Origin of the sequence: Achromobacter veterisilvae, assembly GCF_037619525.1 — a bacterium.
In the GTDB taxonomy this organism is placed as follows: domain Bacteria; phylum Pseudomonadota; class Gammaproteobacteria; order Burkholderiales; family Burkholderiaceae_B; genus Achromobacter; species Achromobacter veterisilvae.
Map to the genome: position 1 here is coordinate 2,270,600 of NZ_CP148753.1, position 18,062 is coordinate 2,288,661.

General features: G+C 66.9%; 19 protein-coding genes and 1 tRNA gene. 15 read left to right on the plus strand and 5 right to left on the minus strand.

Annotated elements, in window-relative coordinates:
- Positions 1–57: 57 nt before the first annotated feature.
- From WHX56_RS10515 to WHX56_RS10535, 5 genes are all read left to right on the plus strand, one after another.
- Positions 58–849, plus strand: coding sequence for a deaminated glutathione amidase (locus tag WHX56_RS10515; RefSeq protein ID WP_129239743.1), 792 nt, complete (start codon positions 58–60; stop codon positions 847–849).
- A 55-nt stretch (positions 850–904) separates the two neighbouring features.
- Complete coding sequence (locus WHX56_RS10520) at positions 905–2,245, plus strand: replication-associated recombination protein A (RefSeq protein WP_129239742.1); 1,341 nt, start codon at positions 905–907, stop codon at positions 2,243–2,245.
- A gap of 42 nt (positions 2,246–2,287) precedes the next feature.
- Positions 2,288–3,634, plus strand: coding sequence for a serine--tRNA ligase (gene serS / locus WHX56_RS10525; protein ID WP_338881156.1), 1,347 nt, complete (start codon positions 2,288–2,290; stop codon positions 3,632–3,634).
- 230 nt (positions 3,635–3,864) lie between these two features.
- Positions 3,865–4,113: a hypothetical protein gene (locus WHX56_RS10530; RefSeq protein WP_129239740.1), complete on the plus strand. Its 249-nt coding sequence runs from the start codon at positions 3,865–3,867 to the stop codon at positions 4,111–4,113.
- Positions 4,100–4,258, plus strand: a complete 159-nt coding sequence (locus tag WHX56_RS10535) for a hypothetical protein (protein WP_165360097.1) — start codon at positions 4,100–4,102, stop codon at positions 4,256–4,258. Before WHX56_RS10530 ends, WHX56_RS10535 begins: the two co-directional genes overlap by 14 nt.
- A 112-nt stretch (positions 4,259–4,370) precedes the next feature.
- On the opposite strand, the gene WHX56_RS10540 is transcribed toward WHX56_RS10535, so the two are convergent.
- A complete protein-coding gene (locus WHX56_RS10540) occupies positions 4,371–4,691 on the minus strand; it encodes a virulence factor (protein ID WP_129239739.1) in 321 nt (106 codons plus the stop codon).
- Positions 4,692–4,933: 242 nt separating this feature from the next.
- On the minus strand, positions 4,934–5,428 hold the full coding sequence (locus WHX56_RS10545; protein ID WP_129239738.1) for a hypothetical protein: 495 nt from the start codon (positions 5,426–5,428) through the stop codon (positions 4,934–4,936).
- 190 nt (positions 5,429–5,618) lie between these two features.
- On the opposite strand from WHX56_RS10545, the gene WHX56_RS10550 reads away from it, so the two are divergent.
- A complete protein-coding gene (locus WHX56_RS10550; RefSeq protein WP_043543675.1) occupies positions 5,619–5,816 on the plus strand; it encodes a hypothetical protein in 198 nt (65 codons plus the stop codon).
- Positions 5,817–5,853: 37 nt separating this feature from the next.
- A complete protein-coding gene (locus WHX56_RS10555) occupies positions 5,854–7,050 on the plus strand; it encodes an amidohydrolase family protein (RefSeq protein ID WP_287755452.1) in 1,197 nt (398 codons plus the stop codon).
- A gap of 12 nt (positions 7,051–7,062) precedes the next feature.
- Here WHX56_RS10555 and WHX56_RS10560 read toward each other — a convergent pair whose 3' ends face one another.
- The gene (locus WHX56_RS10560) at positions 7,063–7,941 is read right to left on the minus strand and encodes a LysR family transcriptional regulator (RefSeq protein WP_338881159.1); all 879 of its coding nucleotides are present in this window, start codon (positions 7,939–7,941) and stop codon (positions 7,063–7,065) included.
- Between the two features lie 162 nt (positions 7,942–8,103).
- On the opposite strand from WHX56_RS10560, the gene WHX56_RS10565 reads away from it, so the two are divergent.
- The 4 genes from WHX56_RS10565 to WHX56_RS10580 all read left to right on the plus strand — a co-directional run bounded on the left by WHX56_RS10565 (position 8,104) and on the right by WHX56_RS10580 (position 12,116).
- Entirely contained in the window at positions 8,104–9,231 is a 1,128-nt protein-coding gene (locus WHX56_RS10565; protein WP_338881160.1) for a mandelate racemase/muconate lactonizing enzyme family protein, read from the plus strand.
- Positions 9,232–9,247: 16 nt separating this feature from the next.
- Positions 9,248–10,153 (plus strand): dihydrodipicolinate synthase family protein, encoded by a 906-nt coding sequence (locus tag WHX56_RS10570; protein ID WP_338881161.1) that lies wholly within the window; start codon positions 9,248–9,250, stop codon positions 10,151–10,153.
- Positions 10,154–10,195: 42 nt separating this feature from the next.
- Positions 10,196–10,393 (plus strand): hypothetical protein, encoded by a 198-nt coding sequence (locus WHX56_RS10575; protein WP_422393644.1) that lies wholly within the window; start codon positions 10,196–10,198, stop codon positions 10,391–10,393.
- Positions 10,394–10,529: 136 nt separating this feature from the next.
- Positions 10,530–12,116 carry an EAL domain-containing protein gene (locus tag WHX56_RS10580; RefSeq protein ID WP_338881164.1) on the plus strand — a complete coding sequence of 529 codons (1,587 nt, stop codon included), beginning with the start codon at positions 10,530–10,532 and terminating at the stop codon, positions 12,114–12,116.
- A gap of 15 nt (positions 12,117–12,131) precedes the next feature.
- Here WHX56_RS10580 and WHX56_RS10585 read toward each other — a convergent pair whose 3' ends face one another.
- A complete protein-coding gene (locus WHX56_RS10585) occupies positions 12,132–12,980 on the minus strand; it encodes an IclR family transcriptional regulator (RefSeq protein WP_129239732.1) in 849 nt (282 codons plus the stop codon).
- 172 nt (positions 12,981–13,152) lie between these two features.
- On the opposite strand from WHX56_RS10585, the gene WHX56_RS10590 reads away from it, so the two are divergent.
- From WHX56_RS10590 to WHX56_RS10600, 3 genes are read left to right on the plus strand one after another with little or no spacing between them, the layout of a single operon-like run.
- Positions 13,153–14,805: an MFS transporter gene (locus tag WHX56_RS10590; RefSeq protein WP_338881165.1), complete on the plus strand. Its 1,653-nt coding sequence runs from the start codon at positions 13,153–13,155 to the stop codon at positions 14,803–14,805.
- Positions 14,806–14,819: 14 nt separating this feature from the next.
- Positions 14,820–15,782, plus strand: a complete 963-nt coding sequence (locus WHX56_RS10595) for a carbon-nitrogen hydrolase family protein (RefSeq protein WP_129239730.1) — start codon at positions 14,820–14,822, stop codon at positions 15,780–15,782.
- A 3-nt stretch (positions 15,783–15,785) separates the two neighbouring features.
- A complete protein-coding gene (locus tag WHX56_RS10600) occupies positions 15,786–16,403 on the plus strand; it encodes a flavin reductase family protein (RefSeq protein WP_129239729.1) in 618 nt (205 codons plus the stop codon).
- A gap of 42 nt (positions 16,404–16,445) precedes the next feature.
- Here WHX56_RS10600 and WHX56_RS10605 read toward each other — a convergent pair.
- Positions 16,446–16,536, minus strand: a tRNA-Ser gene (locus tag WHX56_RS10605).
- Positions 16,537–16,792: 256 nt separating this feature from the next.
- Between WHX56_RS10605 and WHX56_RS10610 the strand changes: the two genes are divergently transcribed.
- Positions 16,793–17,998, plus strand: coding sequence for a cation:proton antiporter (locus tag WHX56_RS10610; protein ID WP_338881166.1), 1,206 nt, complete (start codon positions 16,793–16,795; stop codon positions 17,996–17,998).
- Positions 17,999–18,062 lie beyond the last annotated feature (64 nt).

An 18,062-nucleotide genomic window follows, 5' to 3' on the forward strand; every position in this document is an offset into this window, starting at 1 on the left:
GCATAGGTTCGCGGATGGCGCGACAATGGTGAAAACCACCTACACGAGGAAAGCGCCATGCTGAAAGTTGCCCTGGGCCAGTTCGCCGTCAGCCGCGTCTGGGAAGAAAACGCACAAGTCTGCATCGACCTGATGGAACGCGCCCGCGCCGGCGGGGCCGGCCTGCTGGTCCTGCCCGAGGGCATCCTGGCGCGCGACATCACCGATCCGCAGATCGTCCTGAAGGCCGCGCAGCCGCTGGACGGTCCCTTCATGAGCCGGCTGCTGGAAGCCAGCCGGGGATCCTCCTTGTCGACGATGATGTGCGTCCACGTCCCGACGGGCGAGGGCCGGGTCTGGAATACGCTGGTCACGCTGCGCGACGGCCAGATCCTGTCGCAGTACCGCAAGCTGCACCTGTACGACGCCTTCACCATGAAGGAGTCCACCAACGTCACGGCCGGCAACGACATCCCGCCCTTGCTCGACATCGGAGGACTGCGGGTCGGCCTGATGACCTGCTACGACGTGCGCTTCCCGGAACTGGCGGGCCGCCTGGCGCTGGACGGCGCCGACCTGCTGGTGCTGCCGGCCGCCTGGGTCCGCGGCCCGCTGAAGGAAAAGCACTGGGAAGTGCTGGTCACGGCCCGCGCGCTGGAGAACACCTGCTATGTGGCGGCCACGGGCGAATGCGGCGAGCGCAACATCGGCTGCAGCATGGTCGTGGATCCGCTGGGCGTGGTGACGGCCCGGGCGGGCGAGGCGCCGGCGCTGGTGTTCGCCGATATCGACCCCGAACGCCTGGCCCATGCGCGCAAGGTGCTGCCGGTGCTGGCCAACCGCCGCTTCGCGCCGCCGCGGTTGGGCTAGCGGCATGGTGTAATACTGACTTGATTTACTTGCTGTCTCCCCCCATCTGCTGCCAATGAGCAACGATCTCTTCGCGGCCGATCCCGCGCATCGGCCCTATGTTCCCCTGGCCGAACGGCTGCGCCCGCGCACCTTGTCCGACGTGGTCGGGCAGTCGCACCTGCTGGGTCCGGACAAGCCGCTGCGCGTCGCTTTCGAATCGGGCCGGCCGCATTCCATGATCTTCTGGGGGCCTCCCGGCGTGGGCAAGACCACGCTGGCCCGCTTGATGGCCGATGGCTTCGACGCCCAGTTCATCGCCATCTCGGCGGTGCTGGGCGGGGTCAAGGACATCCGCGACGCCGTGACGGTGGCCCAGGTGGCGCAAGGGCAGGGACGCCGCACCATTCTCTTCGTCGACGAGGTCCACCGCTTCAACAAGGCGCAGCAGGATGCCTTCCTGCCCTATGTGGAAAGCGGGCTGTTCACCTTCATCGGCGCCACCACGGAAAACCCGTCGTTCGAGGTCAACTCGGCGCTGCTGTCGCGGGCGCGGGTCTACGTGCTGCAATCGTTGACGCCCGAAGAACTGCAACTGCTGGTCGACCGGGCCGAGCAGGCCTTGAACGACGGGCGGGACGAGGGCGAGATCATCCGCATCGACGCCGATGCGCGCGAGCAACTGGCGGCCTGGGCCGACGGCGACGCGCGCCGCCTCATCAGCGCGGTCGAAGTGGTGGCGGAGTCCGCGCAGTCGGCCGGCCGCGACACGGTGGACGCGGCCTGGCTGGAAATCTCGCTGTCGCAGAACCTGCGCCGCTTCGACAAGGGCGGCGACGCGTTCTACGACCAGATCAGCGCCCTGCACAAATCGGTGCGCGGCTCCAACCCCGATGCCGCGCTGTACTGGTTCTGCCGCATGATCGACGGCGGCGCGGACCCGAAGTACCTGTCGCGCCGCCTGGTGCGCATGGCGGTGGAGGACATCGGCCTGGCCGATCCCCGCGCCACGGACCTGGCCGTGAACGGCGCCGACATCTACGAGCGCCTGGGCTCGCCGGAAGGCGAGCTCGCGCTGGCGCAGGCCGTGGTCTACATGGCCTGCGCGGCCAAATCGAACGCCGTCTACAACGCCTACAACCAGGCGCGCAAATTCGCGGCCGAGCACGGCAGCGCGCCGGTGCCCATCCACCTGCGCAACGCGCCCACCAAATTGATGAAGCAACTGGGCCACGGCAAGGCCTACCGCTATGCGCACGACGAGCCCCACGGCTACGCCGCCGCCGAGCAATATTTTCCGGATGGACTGAATCCCTCCTTCTATCGGCCGACCGATCGCGGCCTGGAGGCTAAAATCCAGCAAAAGCTGGCATTCCTGCGCGAGCTGGACGCGCAGGAACGTGCCAGGAAACGGTAACGGGCCGCGCCCGTTGCTTCACGCAACCTCACCGACTACACCATGCTAGACCCGATACTGCTGCGCAAAGACCTGCAAACCGTCGTAGACCGCCTCAAGACCCGCGGCGTGTCCTTCGACACGGAACGGTTCAACGACCTGGAGTCCCGCCGCAAGGCCGTCCAGACCGAAACCGAGTCCCTGCAAGCCCGCCGCAACGCGCTGGCCAAGCAGATCGGTCAGCTCAAGGCCAAGGGCGAAGACGCCAGCACCGTAATGGCGGAATCCCAGGCCGTGCCCGTGCGCCTGAAGCAACTGGAAGAAGAGCTGGCCGCCTTGCAGCAGCCGCTCAACGACCTGCTGATGTCGGTGCCCAACCTGCCGCACGCCAGCGTGCCGGTGGGCGAGTCCGCCGACGACAACGTCGAAGTGCGCCGCTGGCTGCCCGGCCCCGCCGGCGCCGACGGCAATCCGCCGGCCCTGCCATTCGAGGCCCGCGACCACGTCGCCGTGGGCGAGCCCCTGGGCCTGGATTTCGACATGGCCGCCAAGCTGTCCGGCGCCCGCTTCTCGTTCATGCGCGGCCCCATCGCGCGCCTGCACCGCGCGCTGTCGCAGTTCATGCTGGACCTGCAAACCGGCACGCACGGCTACACCGAGTGCTATACGCCGTACATCGTGAACGCCTCGACGCTCTATGGCACGGGCCAGTTGCCGAAGTTCAAGGACGACATGTTCGCGGTCTCCAAGGGCGGCGGCGACGACGATCCCAAGCAGGACGACCAGGGCAAGCCCTATGTCCGCGAAGACCAGTACCTGATCTCCACGTCCGAAATCACCTTGACCAGCGTGGCGCGGGACACCATCCAGGCCGCCGCGGACCTGCCGATCAAGCTCACGGCCCATACGCCTTGCTTCCGTTCCGAGGCCGGCAGCGGCGGCCGCGACACGCGCGGCATGATCCGCCAGCACCAGTTCGACAAGGTCGAAATGGTGCAGATCACGCATCCGGAGCAATCTTACGAGGCCCTGGAAGACATGGTCGGCCATGCCGAACGCGTGTTGCAGTTGCTGGGCCTGCCGTACCGCGTCGTGCTGCTGTGCACGGGCGACATGGGCTTCGGTTCGGCCAAGACCTACGACCTGGAAGTGTGGCTGCCGGCGCAGAACACCTGGCGCGAGATTTCCTCGGTCTCCAACTGCGAGACTTTCCAGGCCCGCCGCATGCAGGCGCGTTTCCGCAACGCGCAGGGCAAGCCGGAATTCGTGCACACGCTCAACGGTTCCGGCCTGGCTGTCGGCCGGGCGCTGGTGGCCGTCCTGGAAAACCACCAGCAGGCCGACGGCAGTGTGCTGGTTCCCGAGGCGCTGCGGCCTTATATGGGCGGCCAGACAGTATTGAAACCCTGACGGACGACGCGTCCATCCTCCATTAGACGGATAAAAAGACGGAGCCCTCGGGCTCCGTTTTTTTCTATCATATCGACATATTCCTGTCGTTTTGGGTCATTAACCTGACGGCATGAGTGTCTGATTTTGATGTGAGCAATTGTGTATTCGAATAAAAGGGCCAGATAGTTGCGGCACAATACACCATGTGTTCTACACGCTTCATTCACTTATATAACAAGGAGTTGTCCATGACTTCAAGAATGATTGGAGATTTTCGTGTGAGATGCTCTGTCGCTCGCGAAGACGACGAGGGTTACCGCGTGCAGATATGGACCCGCCGGATCGGCGGCACCGCGCCGGAAAAATGCTGGACCGTGCCCGGACAGGCGCCGTTCATGAGCTTGCACGAAGCGGAACAGGAGAGCCTGCAATTGTTTCAAGGCATCAATGGCGTGCGTTTCAACGGTGAACCGGAGTTTGCTCATGCGTCCGCATAATGGCTGGTGGCGGGCGTCCAGCGCGCCGCGCCGATGGATCGACCTTGTCCAGGAATCGCCCCGCTGGGCCGATGGCAAGGCCGCGCAGGCGCCGCAGCAGCCGGCCGCCCTGGCCGGAAAGCCCGTCCAGGCCCCCTCGGCCTGACGGTGTTCCAGACAGGGCACCGGACATTGCCCTGCTTGCCTTCGGTGCCGCCCGCGGGCGAAAAAAAGGCCACTCTTGCGAGTGGCCTTTGCGTTTTCCGGCGGCTTGGGGATCAGTCGCGGCCGTGTCCGCGGCCGCGGTGGTGGTCATGCCCGTGCCCGCGGCCATGGTAGTGGCCGCGATCGTAGTAGCGGCCGCCGCGGTAGTACACCGGCGCCGGATAGACCACGGGCGGCGCGACATAGACCGGCGCGGGGCGGTAATAGACGGGCGGAGGCGGCGCCACGTAGACGGGCTGGGGCGCCACGTATACCGGCGCCGGGTACACGATGCCGGGCACGCCGATGGAAATGCCGACGTCCACACGGGCCAGGGCGGCGCTGGAGATCAGCAGACCCGCGGCACCGACACCAGCGATAAGCCATTTTTTCATGTTGCACCTGCCTACTGCATGACGCAGCAAAGTTGAGTATTCGTTGACGCTATTTTCGGTCTTTTCCGTCAGCCATTGGTAAGCGGCCCGGCCTCAATCGCGACAATCCGCAACTGTCCCCAAAGAAATCGCCCATTTCTTGCTGCCTTGCAGCAACTGGCGCCCGCTCTGGGAAAGCCCGGGTTGAAATGGATTGAAATCGGGTGGAATGCGATGAAGCCCGGCGCCGGGGTTACAGGTGGTCACTCTTGCTGGCGGCGAAATTCGACCACCCATACCCAGGGATTGGCGGCCCAGGCATGCGCGCCGTAGCGTTCGCACCACGTCAGGGCGAACGCGGTCTGCAGCGGAACGCCCGGCAGCAGGGACGACGACTGGTAAAGGGCGAGGATGCCTTCGGCCCGGGCGTCGGCCTCGGACAGGTTCTGCAGCCGCTGGATGCGCACGCCCACGATCACGGCCGTGGCGAATGGATTGCCGGCCTCGTCGGTCAATACGATGCTTTCGCCCGATTTCCCGTAAGGGCAGCGGACCCAACTGGAGGTCTTGCGCAATTCGGAAGGGTGGTCCTGGGAAGGACCCATGGCCACCCATCTTCCGGAATCCGAGGCGTCGGCATACCAGATGGTGGTGGGTTTGCTGGGCTGCGGTTTCAGGATGCGCCGGCTTTGCACTTTGCCGCCGTTCAAGACAGCCTGTTTAAGCGGCTCGCTGAATTGAAGTGGTTGCCTTTTCATACGCTCGCGGTTCCTCTCACGATCAAGGCATATGGGCCATTGCGGCAATCGCCCAGCGGGCGCATGCCGATTGCGCTCGGTTTGGGCCTGGCATCGGACAGTATGCCGTGTCGCGCCCATCATGTCAGGCGTCCGCCCGGATTTATGTGTCTTTTTGAATACGGCGGGGGGAAGTTTGTATACTCGAAGCATGAATACAGACCTGCACGATCTCAAGCCGGGGTACTACTGGTACACCATGGCAAATGACCCGCTGGCCATCATCCACATCCATGAAGATGGCGGCGCCACGCTCATGGGCACGGACTACCGCATCGGCGCCGAAGGCGTGGCCGACATGGTCCGCCAAGGCGAACGCTTTTTCTGGATCGAACCGCCCCAGGTGTGAACCCTGGCGGCGGTTCTGCCCGGCTCGCCCCGACACCATGACCGACCTGTTACTGAAGAATGTCCGCGTTCCGCAAGGCGGCGCCGCGGACGTGCTGGTGCGCGACGGGCGCATCCGGCAAATCGGCCCCGCGCTTGGCGCGGATCCCGGCATGGCCGTGGAAGACGGCGGGGGCGCCCTGCTGCTGCCCGGCCTGGTCGAAGGCCACGCCCACCTGGACAAAACCACCTGGGGTTCGCCCTGGTACGTGAACGAGGTGGGGTCGGCGCTGACCGACCGCATCCACAACGAACGGCAATGGCGCGCCAGCACCGGCCATGATGCCGCCAGCCACGCGCGCGCCCTGGCGCTGGCGTTCCTGCGCGAAGGCACGACCCGCATCCGCACCCACGTCGACGTCGATACCGACGCCGGGCTGCGCCACCTGGACGGCGTGCACGCCACGCGCCGGGAACTGGCGGGCCTGGTCGAGATCCAGACGGTGGCCTTTCCCCAATCGGGCCTGCTGGTCCGTCCGGGCACCGCCGAATTGCTGGACGAGGCCCTCGCGCGCGGCGCGGACGTGCTGGGCGGCCTGGATCCGTCCGCCATCGACCGCGATCCCGCCCGCTCGCTGGACGTGCTGTTCGGCATCGCCGACAGGCACGGCAAGCCCGTGGACATCCACCTGCACGAGCCCGGCGAATTGGGCGCCTTCACGATGGAACTGATCCTGGACCGCACCCAGGCGCTGGGCATGAACGGCAAGGTCGTCATCAGCCATGCCTTCTGTCTGGGCGGCGTGGACGCGAAGCGGCTGGGCGGGCTTCTGCAGCGGCTTGCGGCGCTCGACGTGGCGCTGCTGACGACGGCGCCGCCGTCGCGTCCGGTTCCCGCCGTGCGCGCCTGCCGGGAGGCGGGCGTGACCATTTTCGGCGGCAACGACGGCATCCGCGACACCTGGACGCCCTACGGCAACCCCGACATGCTGGCGCGCGCCACGCTGATCGGCCTGCGCAACGACCTGCGCCGCGACGACGAGGTCGAATGGGCGTTCGATTGCGTGACCGCGGCCGCGGCCCGCGCCTGCGGGTTCGCCGACTACGGCCTGGCGCCCGGCGCGCGCGCCGACCTGGTGCTGGTCGACGCCAGTTGCGTGGCGGAAGCGGTCGTGAAACGGGCGCCCCGCCGCCTGGTGGTGTCCGGCGGCGCGGTCGTGGCCCGCAACGGCCAGGACGCCGCCGGCCTGGGCTGAGCCGCCGGGGCTTCAGGCCAGGCCCAGCTCGGTCTCGGTCAGTTCCACGAACGCCCGCATCAACGCCGAGCGCACCCCCGAACGCAGCCAGATCGCGCCCACGGTGCGCGCGGGGCAGGGCGCGGGCAGCGGCCAGCGCCTGACGCTGGCGGACGGCTCGCCCGAGGCGGCCCAGTCGGGCAGCAGCGCGACCCCCAGTCCCTCCGACACCAGCCTGGCGATGGAATCGATTCCATCCAGTTCGAACCTCACGTGCGGCCGCAGATTGCGCGCCCGCAGGTAGTCTTCGGCCATCTTGCCGCCCACCACGCTGCGGTCGTAGCGGATGTAGGGCTCGCGCGCGAGGACGGCCAGCGGGTCGCGCACCTTCATGCCGGCCGGGGTGACCAGCACCAGCGGCTCTTGCCGCAGATCGCGCCAGACGCAGGTCTTGGGGATCGAAAACAGCGGATGCACCAGCAGCGCCCCGTCCAGTTCGCCGGCCAGCACCTTGCTGTAGAGCAGGGTGCTGGGGGCGGGCTCGATGTAGATTTCGATGTGCGGATGGCGCGCCACCCAGGTGCGCAGCACGGGCGGCATGATCCCGGTCAGGGCGGTGGGCGTGGCGCCCAGCCGGAGCGGGCCGGCGGGCAGTTCGGTGTCCGAGGCGGCGGAGCGCAGGTCCCGCACGTCGCGCAGGATCGCGCGGGCGCGCTCCAGGATCCGGGTGCCGGCCGGCGTGGGCTTCACGGTGCGGCCCGAGCGCGCGATCAGGGCGCTGCCCACGTCCGCCTCCAGCGCGCGCAGCCGCTGCTGCACGGTGGCGGGAGTCAGCCCCTGGTGCCGCGCGGCCTGGGCGATCGAACCCAGCTCCACCACGTGCACATAGGTTTGCAGAAAGCGCGAGTCCATGGCGGCCTGTCTCCAAAAGATGCTTTTTTCATATTCTAAAGATGGGTGAAGATAATTGTTGTTTTCTTTGGCCGCGGCAAGAATACGTCCGGGGCGTCAAGGCAGCGCGAAGCCGCGCCGGCGGCGCCCAGTCGGAACCTTCCAGCCACCAAGGAGCCTGTTGTGCCCATCATCGAATCCATAGACGTCTGCGCCGCCGCGGTGCCCCTGGATAAAGTCACCTCGTTTTCGAACCGCAGCGTCTCGACGCGGCACTATGGCCTGGTCAAGATCCGTTCCGCCGACGGCGTGGAAGGCATCGGCTTCTGCTACGTGGGCAGCGCCGGCGGGGCCATCTTCGAGGCCGCGGTCCAGGGCCTGCTGGCCCCGGTGCTGCTGGCCAAGGACTCGCACGCCGTCGAAGGGCTGTGGCAGGCCATGTACCAGGAAGCCCTGCTGCAAGGCCGCCAGGGCACCGTGATGCGGGCGCTGAGCGCGCTGGACATCGCGCTGTGGGACCTGAACGCCAAGACGGCGGGCCTGCCGCTGCACCGCTACCTGGGCGCGGTCGAGCTTGAATCCGTGCCGGCCTACGCCAGCGGCGGCTACTACCTGGACGGCAAGACGCCGCGGCACCTGGGCGAGGAAATGGCCAGCTACGTGGAGAAGGGTTTCCGCGCGGTGAAGATGAAGACGGGACGCCTGTCCCCGCGCGAGGAAGAGGCGCGCCTGAAGGCGGCGCGCGAGGCGGTGGGCCCGGACGTCGAACTGATGATGGACTGCAATAACGCGTGGCAGGACGTCACCCAGGCCATGCAGTACGTCCGCCGCTTCGAACAGTACGACCCCTACTTCATCGAGGAGCCCTTCAGCCCCGACGACATCGACAGCCACGCCAAGCTGGCGCGGCTGACGCGCCTGCCCATCGCGACCGCCGAAATCGGCTACGGCCGCTGGTACCACAAGGAACTGCTGGACAAGGGCGCGGCGGGCATTCTCCAGACCGACGCCGCCGTCTGCGGCGGCATCACCGAATGGAAGCGCATCGCCGCCACCGCCGCCAGCTATGGCGCCGTGGTCTGCCCGCACTGGTTCCACGACGTCCACGCGCCGCTGGTGGCGGCGACGCCGAATGCGCGCTATGTTGAATTCTTCTGGGACGACCAGGTCCTGAATTTCCGCAGACTGGTCGACCGCCAACTGAGCCACAGGCAGGGCCGCGTGGTCCTGCACCAGGAGCCCGGCCTGGGATTCGGCTTCGATGAACGCATGGTCGAGCGCTACGGCAAGTGGACGCGCGTCGGCCGCTGATCACAGGAGAGCCCGCATGAGCACCGCTGCCCCCGTCCGCCCGCAAGGCGTCTATTCCCCCGTGCTGACGCCGTTCAACGAGGATCTATCGCCCAGCGCTGCGCGCTTTGTCGAGCATTGCGGCGCCCTGCTCGAACAGGGCGCGGGCCTGGCGATCTTCGGCACCAACTCCGAGGCCAATTCGCTCACGGTGGCCGAAAAGCGCCAGTTGCTGGACGCCTTGCTGGACGCGGGGCTGCCCGCCGCGCGCATGATGCCCGGCACGGGCGCCTGCGCCTTGCCCGACGCGGTGGAACTGACGAAGCACGCCGTCCGGGCGGGCTGCGGCGGCGTGCTCATGCTGCCGCCGTTCTACTACAAGGGCGTCAGCGACGAGGGCTTGTTCCGCGCCTTCGCGCACGTCATCGAGCAGGTGGCCGACGAACGCCTGCGCATCTACCTGTATCACATCCCGCCGGTGTCCGGCGTGCCGATCAGCCTGGCGCTGATCGAGCGCCTGCTGGGCGAATTTCCCGGCATCGTCGCGGGCGTCAAGGACAGTTCGGGCGACTGGGCCAATACGGAAGCGATGCTGCGCGACTTCCAGCCGCGCGGTTTCGAAGTGTTCGCCGGCACGGAGACGGTGCTGCTGGATACCCTGCGCGCGGGCGGCGCCGGCTGCATCACCGCCACCGGCAACGTCAACGCCGGCCCCATCGTCGAACTCTATCGCCATTGGCGCGAAGACGGCGCCGAGGACCGGCAGCGCGCCCTGAACGAAACCCGCGCGATCTTCCAGTCCTATCCCATGATTCCCGCCATGAAGGCCGCGATCGCGCAGCGCCGCGCAGATCCGGCGTGGGCGACCGTGAGGCCGCCGCTGGTGGAGTTGAACGAGATCCAGGCCGCGCAACTGGCGCAGCGGCTGGCAGTGCTTTCATAACCAATCGCCGGCGGCACGATCGGCATGGTGGGGCCGGGCAGCATGCGGCCCGCCATGGTCCAGCGCATGAACCAGGATATCGACAGGGTGCTGGCGATGCCGGACGTGCAGGAAAAGCTGGCGCAGGTCGGGGCGGAGGACGGCGGCGGCAGCGTCCGGCGCTTCGCCGACTTCATGAAGCAGGAACAGGAGAAATACGCCAAGACCATCAAGGACGCGAAGATCGTCGCCGAAGGCTGAGCCCGCCGCCGGGGCGCCTCGCCGGGGCTTGCTCCTAGGGGCGGCCTCAAGGCAAAAATTCACGAAGACACTTGCCCTCCAAAAGTGTAAAAAGATATAACTTCGCCAGGTCGGCGATCCCAGGGGGCAGGCTTCGATGCCGCGCACGTATGTAATCGGAATCGCCATCGCTTTCGCCGCCGCCGCGGCGTTGCTGCCCATCGGTTTCGCGCTGCACATGTCCTGGTCCCGCGCCGTCGCGGTGGAGCAGGGCGACCTGCAGGCGCAGGCCCGGCGGACCCTGGCGCACGTCCAGGACCTGCTGGACCAGACGGTGGCCATGCTGCGCAGCGTGGACGAGATGCCGTTCGAACCCTGTTCGCCCCAGCACATCCGCCACCTGAGGGCGCTGGTCCTGCGCGACCGCGCCGTCGACGAACTGGCCTACGTGGCCGGCAATAGCGTGAAGTGCACCACCTGGGGCATTCCCGGCTATGAAGAACCGCTGGCCCCGGCCCAGTTCGAACTGGCCAATGGCGGCCTGCTGGTGCTGGACCCGGTGCCGGTCGTCAGCCCCGGCATCCGCATGGTGGCCGTGCGCTACGGCGATTACAGCGCCTTGCTCGACCCAACCCGCTTCACCGAAAAAGGCCCGGCCGACGGCGTCCAGTTGGCGGTGGTCCTGCCGGGCGTGGGCATGCTCGGAACCCGCAACCATCCGGACCTGGTGCTGGTGTCCCAGGCGCTGAACGGCGGCAAGCTGGACATCGACGAGGCCTACCTGAGCGCCTCCGCCCGCAACGACGACCTGGCGGTCGTCCTGCTGGAACCGCAAAGCGAGGCGCTGGGCGCGCTGCGGCGCGAAAGGCTGTTCTGGCTGCCGATGGGAATGCTGGCGGCCGCGCTCATGATCGGCGTGGTCGTGTGGCTGTCGCGCCGGCGCCTGTCGCTCGCCGGCGAACTGGCCATCGCCGTCAGGCGGCGGGAGTTCGTCGTCCATTACCAGCCCATCATCGACCTCCAGAGCGGCCGGTGCGTGGGCGCGGAAGCCCTGGTCCGGTGGATCCGGCCCGGCGGCAAGACCCTGAGGCCGGACCTGTTCATTTCCATCGCCGAGGAGAACGGGCTGATGACCCGCATCACCGAGGAGGTGTTCCGCCTGGTGATCCGGGACATGGAAGACCTGCTAGCCGAGGACCGGGGCATGCACATCTCCGTCAACCTCAGCGCGTCCGACCTGAAGGACGGCAAGGCGTTGCGCGTGCTGCAATGCATGCTCGCGGGCACCGCCATCGACGCCCGGCAGATCTGGCTGGAAGCCACCGAGCGCGGATTCATGGACGTGGACAAGGCGCGCGGCATCATCGAACAGGCCCGGGAGCAGGGGCACGCGGTGGCGATCGACGATTTCGGCACCGGCTATTCCAGCCTGTCCTATCTGCAGCGGCTGCCGCTGGACACGCTGAAGATCGACAAGTCCTTCGTCGACACCATCGGCACCGATTCCGCCACCCACAAGGTGACCGACCACATCATCGACATGGCGAAATCGCTGAACCTGCTGACCGTGGCCGAAGGCATCGAACGCCAGGAACAGGCGGACCACCTGAAGGCGCGCAACGTGGATTTCGGCCAGGGCTGGCTCTACGGCAAGCCCATGCCGGTGCCGGAATTCATCCTCTACTACCGCCGGAACGTGGCCGCCACGCAGCCGCCCCGGCGGCTGCCGGACGCGGCGGCATGAGCCTGGCGGCGGCGCTCAGCGCGCCTGCGGCTCCACCCAGCCGGCCGTGGCCGAGATCGAGCGGGCCTTTTCGCTGAGCAGCCGCGCGGTGTCGGACTGTAGATCGTCGTCGATGGCGCCCACCGGGCCCATCAGCGTGATGGCGGCCTTCATTTCGCCCAGCATGTCGAAGATGGGCGCCGACAGCGATGTAAAGTGCGGCAGCAGCGCATCGCGGCAGCGGCTGAGGCGGTGCTTGCGCACTTCGTCGCGGATGGCCTGCACGTCCCGCGGCGTATAGGAATTGCCGGCCGCGCCGCCATGCCCTTCGGGCACGGACGAGGCCATCTCCTGCTCCAGCAGTTCGCGCGTGCTGGCTTCCGGCAGGTGGGCCAGGAAGTTCCGGCCCAGCGCGGACGACAGCAGCGGCAGCACGCTGCCCACCCGCAATTCCAGCAGCGGGCGGCTGCGGCTGCCTTCCACCCGGTAGACGATGGTGGGTCCCTTGTTGCCCCATACGCCCAGGAACACCGTGTGGCCGGTGATCGCGGCCACTTCGGCCATGATGGGCCGGGCGGTGGTGAACACGTCGAACTGTTCAAGGGCCGCCAGGCCCAGCCGCAAGGCATAGGGCCCCAGGCCGTAATGGCCGGTGTCGGCGTGCTGCTGCACCACGCCCACCTTCTGGAAGCTCACCAGGTAGTAATGGACATTGGGCACCGTCAATTCACAGGCGTCCGCGATTTCCTTCAGGGGCATCGGGCGGCCGGTTTTGCGGATCACGTCCAGGATCCGGAACCCCACTTCGATCGACTGGATGCCCCTGCGCGCAGCGGTTGGCGTCTGTTCTGCGTTCTTTTCGACCTTGCCGGCGGGCCTTGCCATTACTGCCTCCACTGTGTTTCTGGCGGGAGTGTAGCAGCGGCGGCAGCGGGCTTCCGCCTGGAGAGAAAGCGTCGCCGCCGGGTTTTCCCTAGCTTTTTCATGCCCGGATTTAAGTTTGATAATAGTTAATGAATACAGCAATATCAATCTAAAGCGATTGGGGAAAAAAAGCATGGAAGCGAATGTCGCAATGCAGCACATCGGCGCGGAGCAGACGCTCAGCCGGAAAGAGGAGCGCCAGGTGGTGGTGGCGTCGACCTTGGGCACCTTGTTCGAGTGGTACGACTTTTTCATCTACGGGACCCTGGCCGTCTTCATGAGCCAGGTGCTGTTCCCGCAGGACAACCCCACCGTGGCGCTGCTGGCCGCGCTGGGCGCGCTGGCGGTGGGCTTCATCATCCGGCCGCTGGGCGCGGTGCTGTTCGGCTACCTGGGCGACAAGCTGGGCCGCAAGTACACCTTCCTGATCACCGTGGTGATGATGGGGGGCGCGACCGTGCTGATCGGCTGCCTGCCCACCTATGAATCGGCGGGCCACCTGTCCTGGATCCTGCTGCTGACCTTGCGGGTCATCCAGGGCCTGGCGGTGGGCGGCGAATACGGCGGCGCGGTGATCTACGTGGCCGAACACTGCGAACCCCGGCGCCGCGGGCTGCTGACGGGCTGGATCCAGATCACCTCGTCGGCGGGCCTGATCCTGTCCTTGATCGTGATCCTGTGCACGCAGGCCTCGATGAGCGCGGAAGACTTCCGGCAATGGGGCTGGCGCCTGCCCTTCATCCTGTCGATCGTGATGCTGGCCGTCTCCATCTACGTGCGCGCCAAGCTGCACGAGTCGCCCGTGTTCACGCGGATGAAGCAGCAGAACCGCCTGTCGAAGAACCCGGTCAAGGAGACCTTCGGCCAATGGCCCAGCCTGCGCCTGGTGCTGCTGGCGCTGATCGGCGTCACCGCCGGCCAGGGCGCGACCTATTTCACGGGCCAGTTCTACGTCATGATCTTCATGCAGCAGGCCGTGCAACTGGACCAGACCAGCGTCTACACGCTGATCCTGATCGGTTTCATCATCGGCGCGCCGACCTTCGTGCTGTTCGGCTGGCTGTCCGACCGCATCGGCCGCAAGTGGATCATGATGGCGGGCCTGTTCGTCGCCGCCCTCGGCTACCACTCCATGTTCGACGCGCTGCTCAAGGCCGGCAACCCCGCCCTGGCGCAAGCCATGCAGAGCACGCCGGTGCGCGTGCACGCCGACGTGAGCGGCGGCGCCTGCGATTTCGGGCTGCAGGCCGCGATGATCGGCAGCCACGCCGACCACAAGAAAGTGTGCGTGCAGGCCAAGAAGTTCCTGGTCGGCAAGGGCATCAACTTCGAATACGCCGCGCCGCTGCCGGGCCAGGAGATCGCCATGAGCGTGGGCGGCAAGACGGTCGACGGCTTCGATCGCGCCGGCTACGCGGCCGCGCTGACCGCCGCTGGCTATCCCGACCGCGCGGACCCCGCGCGCGTCGACAGCGCGGCCATCGTCCTGATCCTGGTGCTGATGACAGCCGTGGTCGCCATGGTCTACGGCCCGGTCGCGGCCTACCTGGTCGAACTGTTCCCGGCCCGCATCCGCTATACGGCGCTATCCTTCCCGTACCACATCGGCGCCGGCATCTTCGGCGGTATCGTGCCCTTTACCGCCACCTACCTGGCCCAGGCCAGCGGCAATATCTTCGGCGGCCTGATGTATCCGGTCGCCGTGACGGCGGTGGTCGGCGTCATCGGCAGCCTGTTCCTGCCGAACACCCGCGCCCGGGCCATCGACGAAGACCCGGCGCTCTGAGATAAAGGAGAGACATGTCCGCGCAACAAAGCTTCAAGGCCGCCGTCATCCAGGCGGCGTCCATTCCCACCGACAGCGTCGCCTGCGCCCAGAAGGCGGCCTCCCTGATTCGCCAGGCGGCGGAGCAGGGCGCCCGGGTGCAGGTGTTCCCCGAGGCGTTCCTGGGGGGCTACCCCAAGGGCAACTCCTTCGGCGCGCCGATCGGCATGCGCAAGCCCGAAGGCCGCGACGCCTTCGCCAGCTATCACCGCCAGGCCGTCCGGCTGGACGGCGAAGAGGTCGCGCTGATCGCCCAGGCCGCGGCCGAGACCGACAGCTTCGTGGTGATGGGCTGCATCGAGGCCGACGGCGGCACGCTGTACTGCACCGTGCTGTACTTCAACGGCCAGCACGGGCTGGCGGGCAAGCACCGCAAGCTGATGCCCACGGCGGGCGAACGCCTGATCTGGGGCTTCGGCGACGGCTCAACCCTGCCGGTCTTCGATACCCCCTACGGCAAGATCGGCGCGGTCATCTGCTGGGAAAACTACATGCCTATGCTGCGCATGTACATGTACAGCCAGGGCGTGGCGCTGTATTGCGCGCCGACCGCCGACGACCGCGATTCGTGGATCCCCAGCATGCGCCACATCGCGCTCGAAGGGCGCTGCTACGTGCTGACGTCCTGCCAGCACCTGCGCCGCGACGCCTATCCCGACGACTTCGAGTGCGCGCTGGGCGACAAGCCGGACACGGTGCTGATGCGCGGCGGCAGCGCCATCATCGGCCCCCTGGGCGAGGTGCTGGCGGGCCCTGACTTTTCGGGCGAGACCATTCTTTACGCGGACATCGATCCCAACCAGATCCTGCGCGGCAAGTACGATTTCGACGTCTCGGGCCACTATGCCCGCCCCGACGTCTTCCAGTTGCAGGTCGACACCCGCGCAAAGCGCGCGGTGTCCGCCATCGACACCGCCGGCCAGCAGCAGGAGGCTTGAGCCATGCATTTCGATTTCAGCGCCTTGCCAGCGCAGACGGTCTACAACGTACTGACGTCGACCGTCACCCCGCGCCCCATCGCGTGGGTCACCACCGTATCCGGCAAAGGCGTCGTCAACGCGGCTCCCTTCAGCTTCTTCAACGTCATGGGGCATCAGCCGCCCACGGTCGCCATCGGGCTGATGCGGCACGCCAACGGGGAACTGAAGGATTCCGGCGCCAACATCATCGAGAACGGCGAGTTCGTCGTTAATCTGGTTCCGGAGTCGCTGGTGCAGCAGATGAACCAGACCTGCGCGGACTATCCGCCGGACGTGGACGAACTGGCCGCGGCCGGCCTGGCCGCGAAGCCGGCCGTCCACGTGCGCCCGCCGCTCATCGAAGGCAGCCCGGTTTCGCTGGAATGCGTCAGCCAGGCAACCGTGGTGACCGGCCCGCGCCAGATCGTGGTGATCGGCCGGGTCCTGGGGGCGCACGTCGACGACGCCTATGTGCAGGACGCCGCGCGCGGGTATGTGGACACGCCTTCCATGGCGCTGATCGCGCGCATGCACGGGGGCGGCTGGTATGCCCGCAGCACGGACCTGTTCCAACTGGCCCGGCCGACGGCGCCGGCCTGAAAGAAAAAAGGCCAATCCCGAGGGATTGGCCTTTTTGAATACTGGCGGAGAGGGTGGGATTCGAACCCACGGTACGGGGATACCGTACGCCTGATTTCGAGTCAGGTACATTCGACCACTCTGCCACCTCTCCTTTCCGCTACGGGGTTTCGAAAACGGCGGAAAGATTCGTTTTAGGATTCATTCCACGCAAGATCCCTGGTCGGAAGGATCTTCGTTGTCGAAGTAGCGAAGCCCGCAATTCTACAGGATTTTTTTCACTTGTGTAAAGAGGCGCCTGAAAGCGGCCCATCGCGGGTTTCAACTGACTTCCGGCGGCGGCATTCTTTGCCCAGAATCTCCCTCATGCCGGCCTTGCGCGCCGGCCTCTTCCGCAGCTCATCGCCTTCATGGATCTCATCCTCATCCTCCTGCTCGCGGCCGTGCTGTGCGTGCCCGTCACCCAGCAACTGGGCCTGGGCGCCATTCCGGGCTATCTGATCGCGGGCGTGCTGGTGGGGCCGTCGTGCCTGAAGCTGGTCACGAACGTGGACACCATGATCGGGGTGTCCCAATGGGGCGTGGTGATGATGCTGTTCATCATCGGGCTGGAACTCTCGCCCAGGCGCCTGTGGGCCATGCGCAACGAAGTCTTCGTGCTGGGTTCCCTGCAGATGCTGGTCTGCGGCCTGCTGCTGGGGGTGGTGTTCGGCGCGGCGTTGCGGCACCTGGCCGGGATGGGATGGCAGGCGGCGGTGCTTTGCGGCCTGTCGCTGGCGCTGTCGTCCACGGCGGTGGCCTTGCGCCTGCTGGAGGAGCGCGGGCTGACGCGCATGCCGCTGGGGCGGTCGGCCCTGGGGCTGCTGCTGTTCCAGGACATGGCGGCGATCCCCATGCTGGTGGCGGCCGGCCTGCTGGGGTCCGACGGCTCGTCGGCGCCGTCCTTCAAAGAGGCCTTGATCGCCGTCGTCGTGGTCGCGCTGGCCTACCGCTTGCGGCTGCTGGGCTGGGCGGCCAAGGCGCAGTTGAACGAACTGTTCACCGCCGCGGCGCTGCTGATGGTGGTGGGCGCCGCCCAGTTGTTCGACTACGCCGGCCTGTCGGCGGGCCTGGGTGGATTCCTGGTGGGTGTGCTGATGGCCGAATCCCGCTACCGGGACGAACTGGAAAAGGCCATCGACCCGTTCAAGGGCCTGCTGCTGGGCCTGTTCTTCGTGGCCATCGGCATGTCCGTGAACCTGGGGGTGGTCGAACACCACTGGCTCTTCATTATCGTCGGCGTGACCGCGCTGCTGCTGGTCAAGGGCCTGGTGCTGTACGGCTTTGCGCGGTTCCTGGGGCTGCCCCGCTACCACCGCCTGCTGTTCGCGGTCGCGCTGGCGCAGGGCGGCGAGTTCAGCTTCGCGATCTTCAACGAAGCCTGGGACAACCATCTTATGAACCTGGAGCAGCGCGACGTGCTGTCCGTGGTGGTCGCGATCTCGATGGGCGTGGTGCCGGTGCTCATCAAGCTGCTGGAGCGCATACCCGAGAACCGGGGAGGCATGGCGGACCTGCCGGCTGCCGGGCCCGCGGCGCCGCCTTCCGGACCCGGGGACAAGCCGCCCGCGGCCTGACCCCGCCGGCGGCGCGGACATGGCATGATTGCCGTCTTGCCGGGCAGCTACACTTGACGCCTGC

What these genes read in the sequence shown, in the direction of transcription:
- serS (WP_338881156.1), top strand. Translation starts at nt 2,288, where the DNA reads ATGCTAGACCCGATACTGCTGCGCAAAGACCTGCAAACCGTCGTAGAC.
- WHX56_RS10580 (WP_338881164.1), top strand. Translation starts at nt 10,530, where the DNA reads ATGCCGCGCACGTATGTAATCGGAATCGCCATCGCTTTCGCCGCCGCC.
- WHX56_RS10600 (WP_129239729.1), top strand. Translation starts at nt 15,786, where the DNA reads ATGCATTTCGATTTCAGCGCCTTGCCAGCGCAGACGGTCTACAACGTA.
- WHX56_RS10530 (WP_129239740.1), top strand. Translation starts at nt 3,865, where the DNA reads ATGACTTCAAGAATGATTGGAGATTTTCGTGTGAGATGCTCTGTCGCT.
- WHX56_RS10515 (WP_129239743.1), top strand. Translation starts at nt 58, where the DNA reads ATGCTGAAAGTTGCCCTGGGCCAGTTCGCCGTCAGCCGCGTCTGGGAA.
- WHX56_RS10585 (WP_129239732.1), bottom strand. Translation starts at nt 12,980, where the DNA reads ATGGCAAGGCCCGCCGGCAAGGTCGAAAAGAACGCAGAACAGACGCCA.
- WHX56_RS10520 (WP_129239742.1), top strand. Translation starts at nt 905, where the DNA reads ATGAGCAACGATCTCTTCGCGGCCGATCCCGCGCATCGGCCCTATGTT.
- WHX56_RS10590 (WP_338881165.1), top strand. Translation starts at nt 13,153, where the DNA reads ATGGAAGCGAATGTCGCAATGCAGCACATCGGCGCGGAGCAGACGCTC.
- WHX56_RS10540 (WP_129239739.1), bottom strand. Translation starts at nt 4,691, where the DNA reads ATGAAAAAATGGCTTATCGCTGGTGTCGGTGCCGCGGGTCTGCTGATC.
- WHX56_RS10550 (WP_043543675.1), top strand. Translation starts at nt 5,619, where the DNA reads ATGAATACAGACCTGCACGATCTCAAGCCGGGGTACTACTGGTACACC.
- WHX56_RS10610 (WP_338881166.1), top strand. Translation starts at nt 16,793, where the DNA reads ATGGATCTCATCCTCATCCTCCTGCTCGCGGCCGTGCTGTGCGTGCCC.
- WHX56_RS10535 (WP_165360097.1), top strand. Translation starts at nt 4,100, where the DNA reads ATGCGTCCGCATAATGGCTGGTGGCGGGCGTCCAGCGCGCCGCGCCGA.
- WHX56_RS10575 (WP_422393644.1), top strand. Translation starts at nt 10,196, where the DNA reads ATGCGGCCCGCCATGGTCCAGCGCATGAACCAGGATATCGACAGGGTG.
- WHX56_RS10560 (WP_338881159.1), bottom strand. Translation starts at nt 7,941, where the DNA reads ATGGACTCGCGCTTTCTGCAAACCTATGTGCACGTGGTGGAGCTGGGT.
- WHX56_RS10555 (WP_287755452.1), top strand. Translation starts at nt 5,854, where the DNA reads ATGACCGACCTGTTACTGAAGAATGTCCGCGTTCCGCAAGGCGGCGCC.
- WHX56_RS10545 (WP_129239738.1), bottom strand. Translation starts at nt 5,428, where the DNA reads ATGAAAAGGCAACCACTTCAATTCAGCGAGCCGCTTAAACAGGCTGTC.
- WHX56_RS10595 (WP_129239730.1), top strand. Translation starts at nt 14,820, where the DNA reads ATGTCCGCGCAACAAAGCTTCAAGGCCGCCGTCATCCAGGCGGCGTCC.
- WHX56_RS10570 (WP_338881161.1), top strand. Translation starts at nt 9,248, where the DNA reads ATGAGCACCGCTGCCCCCGTCCGCCCGCAAGGCGTCTATTCCCCCGTG.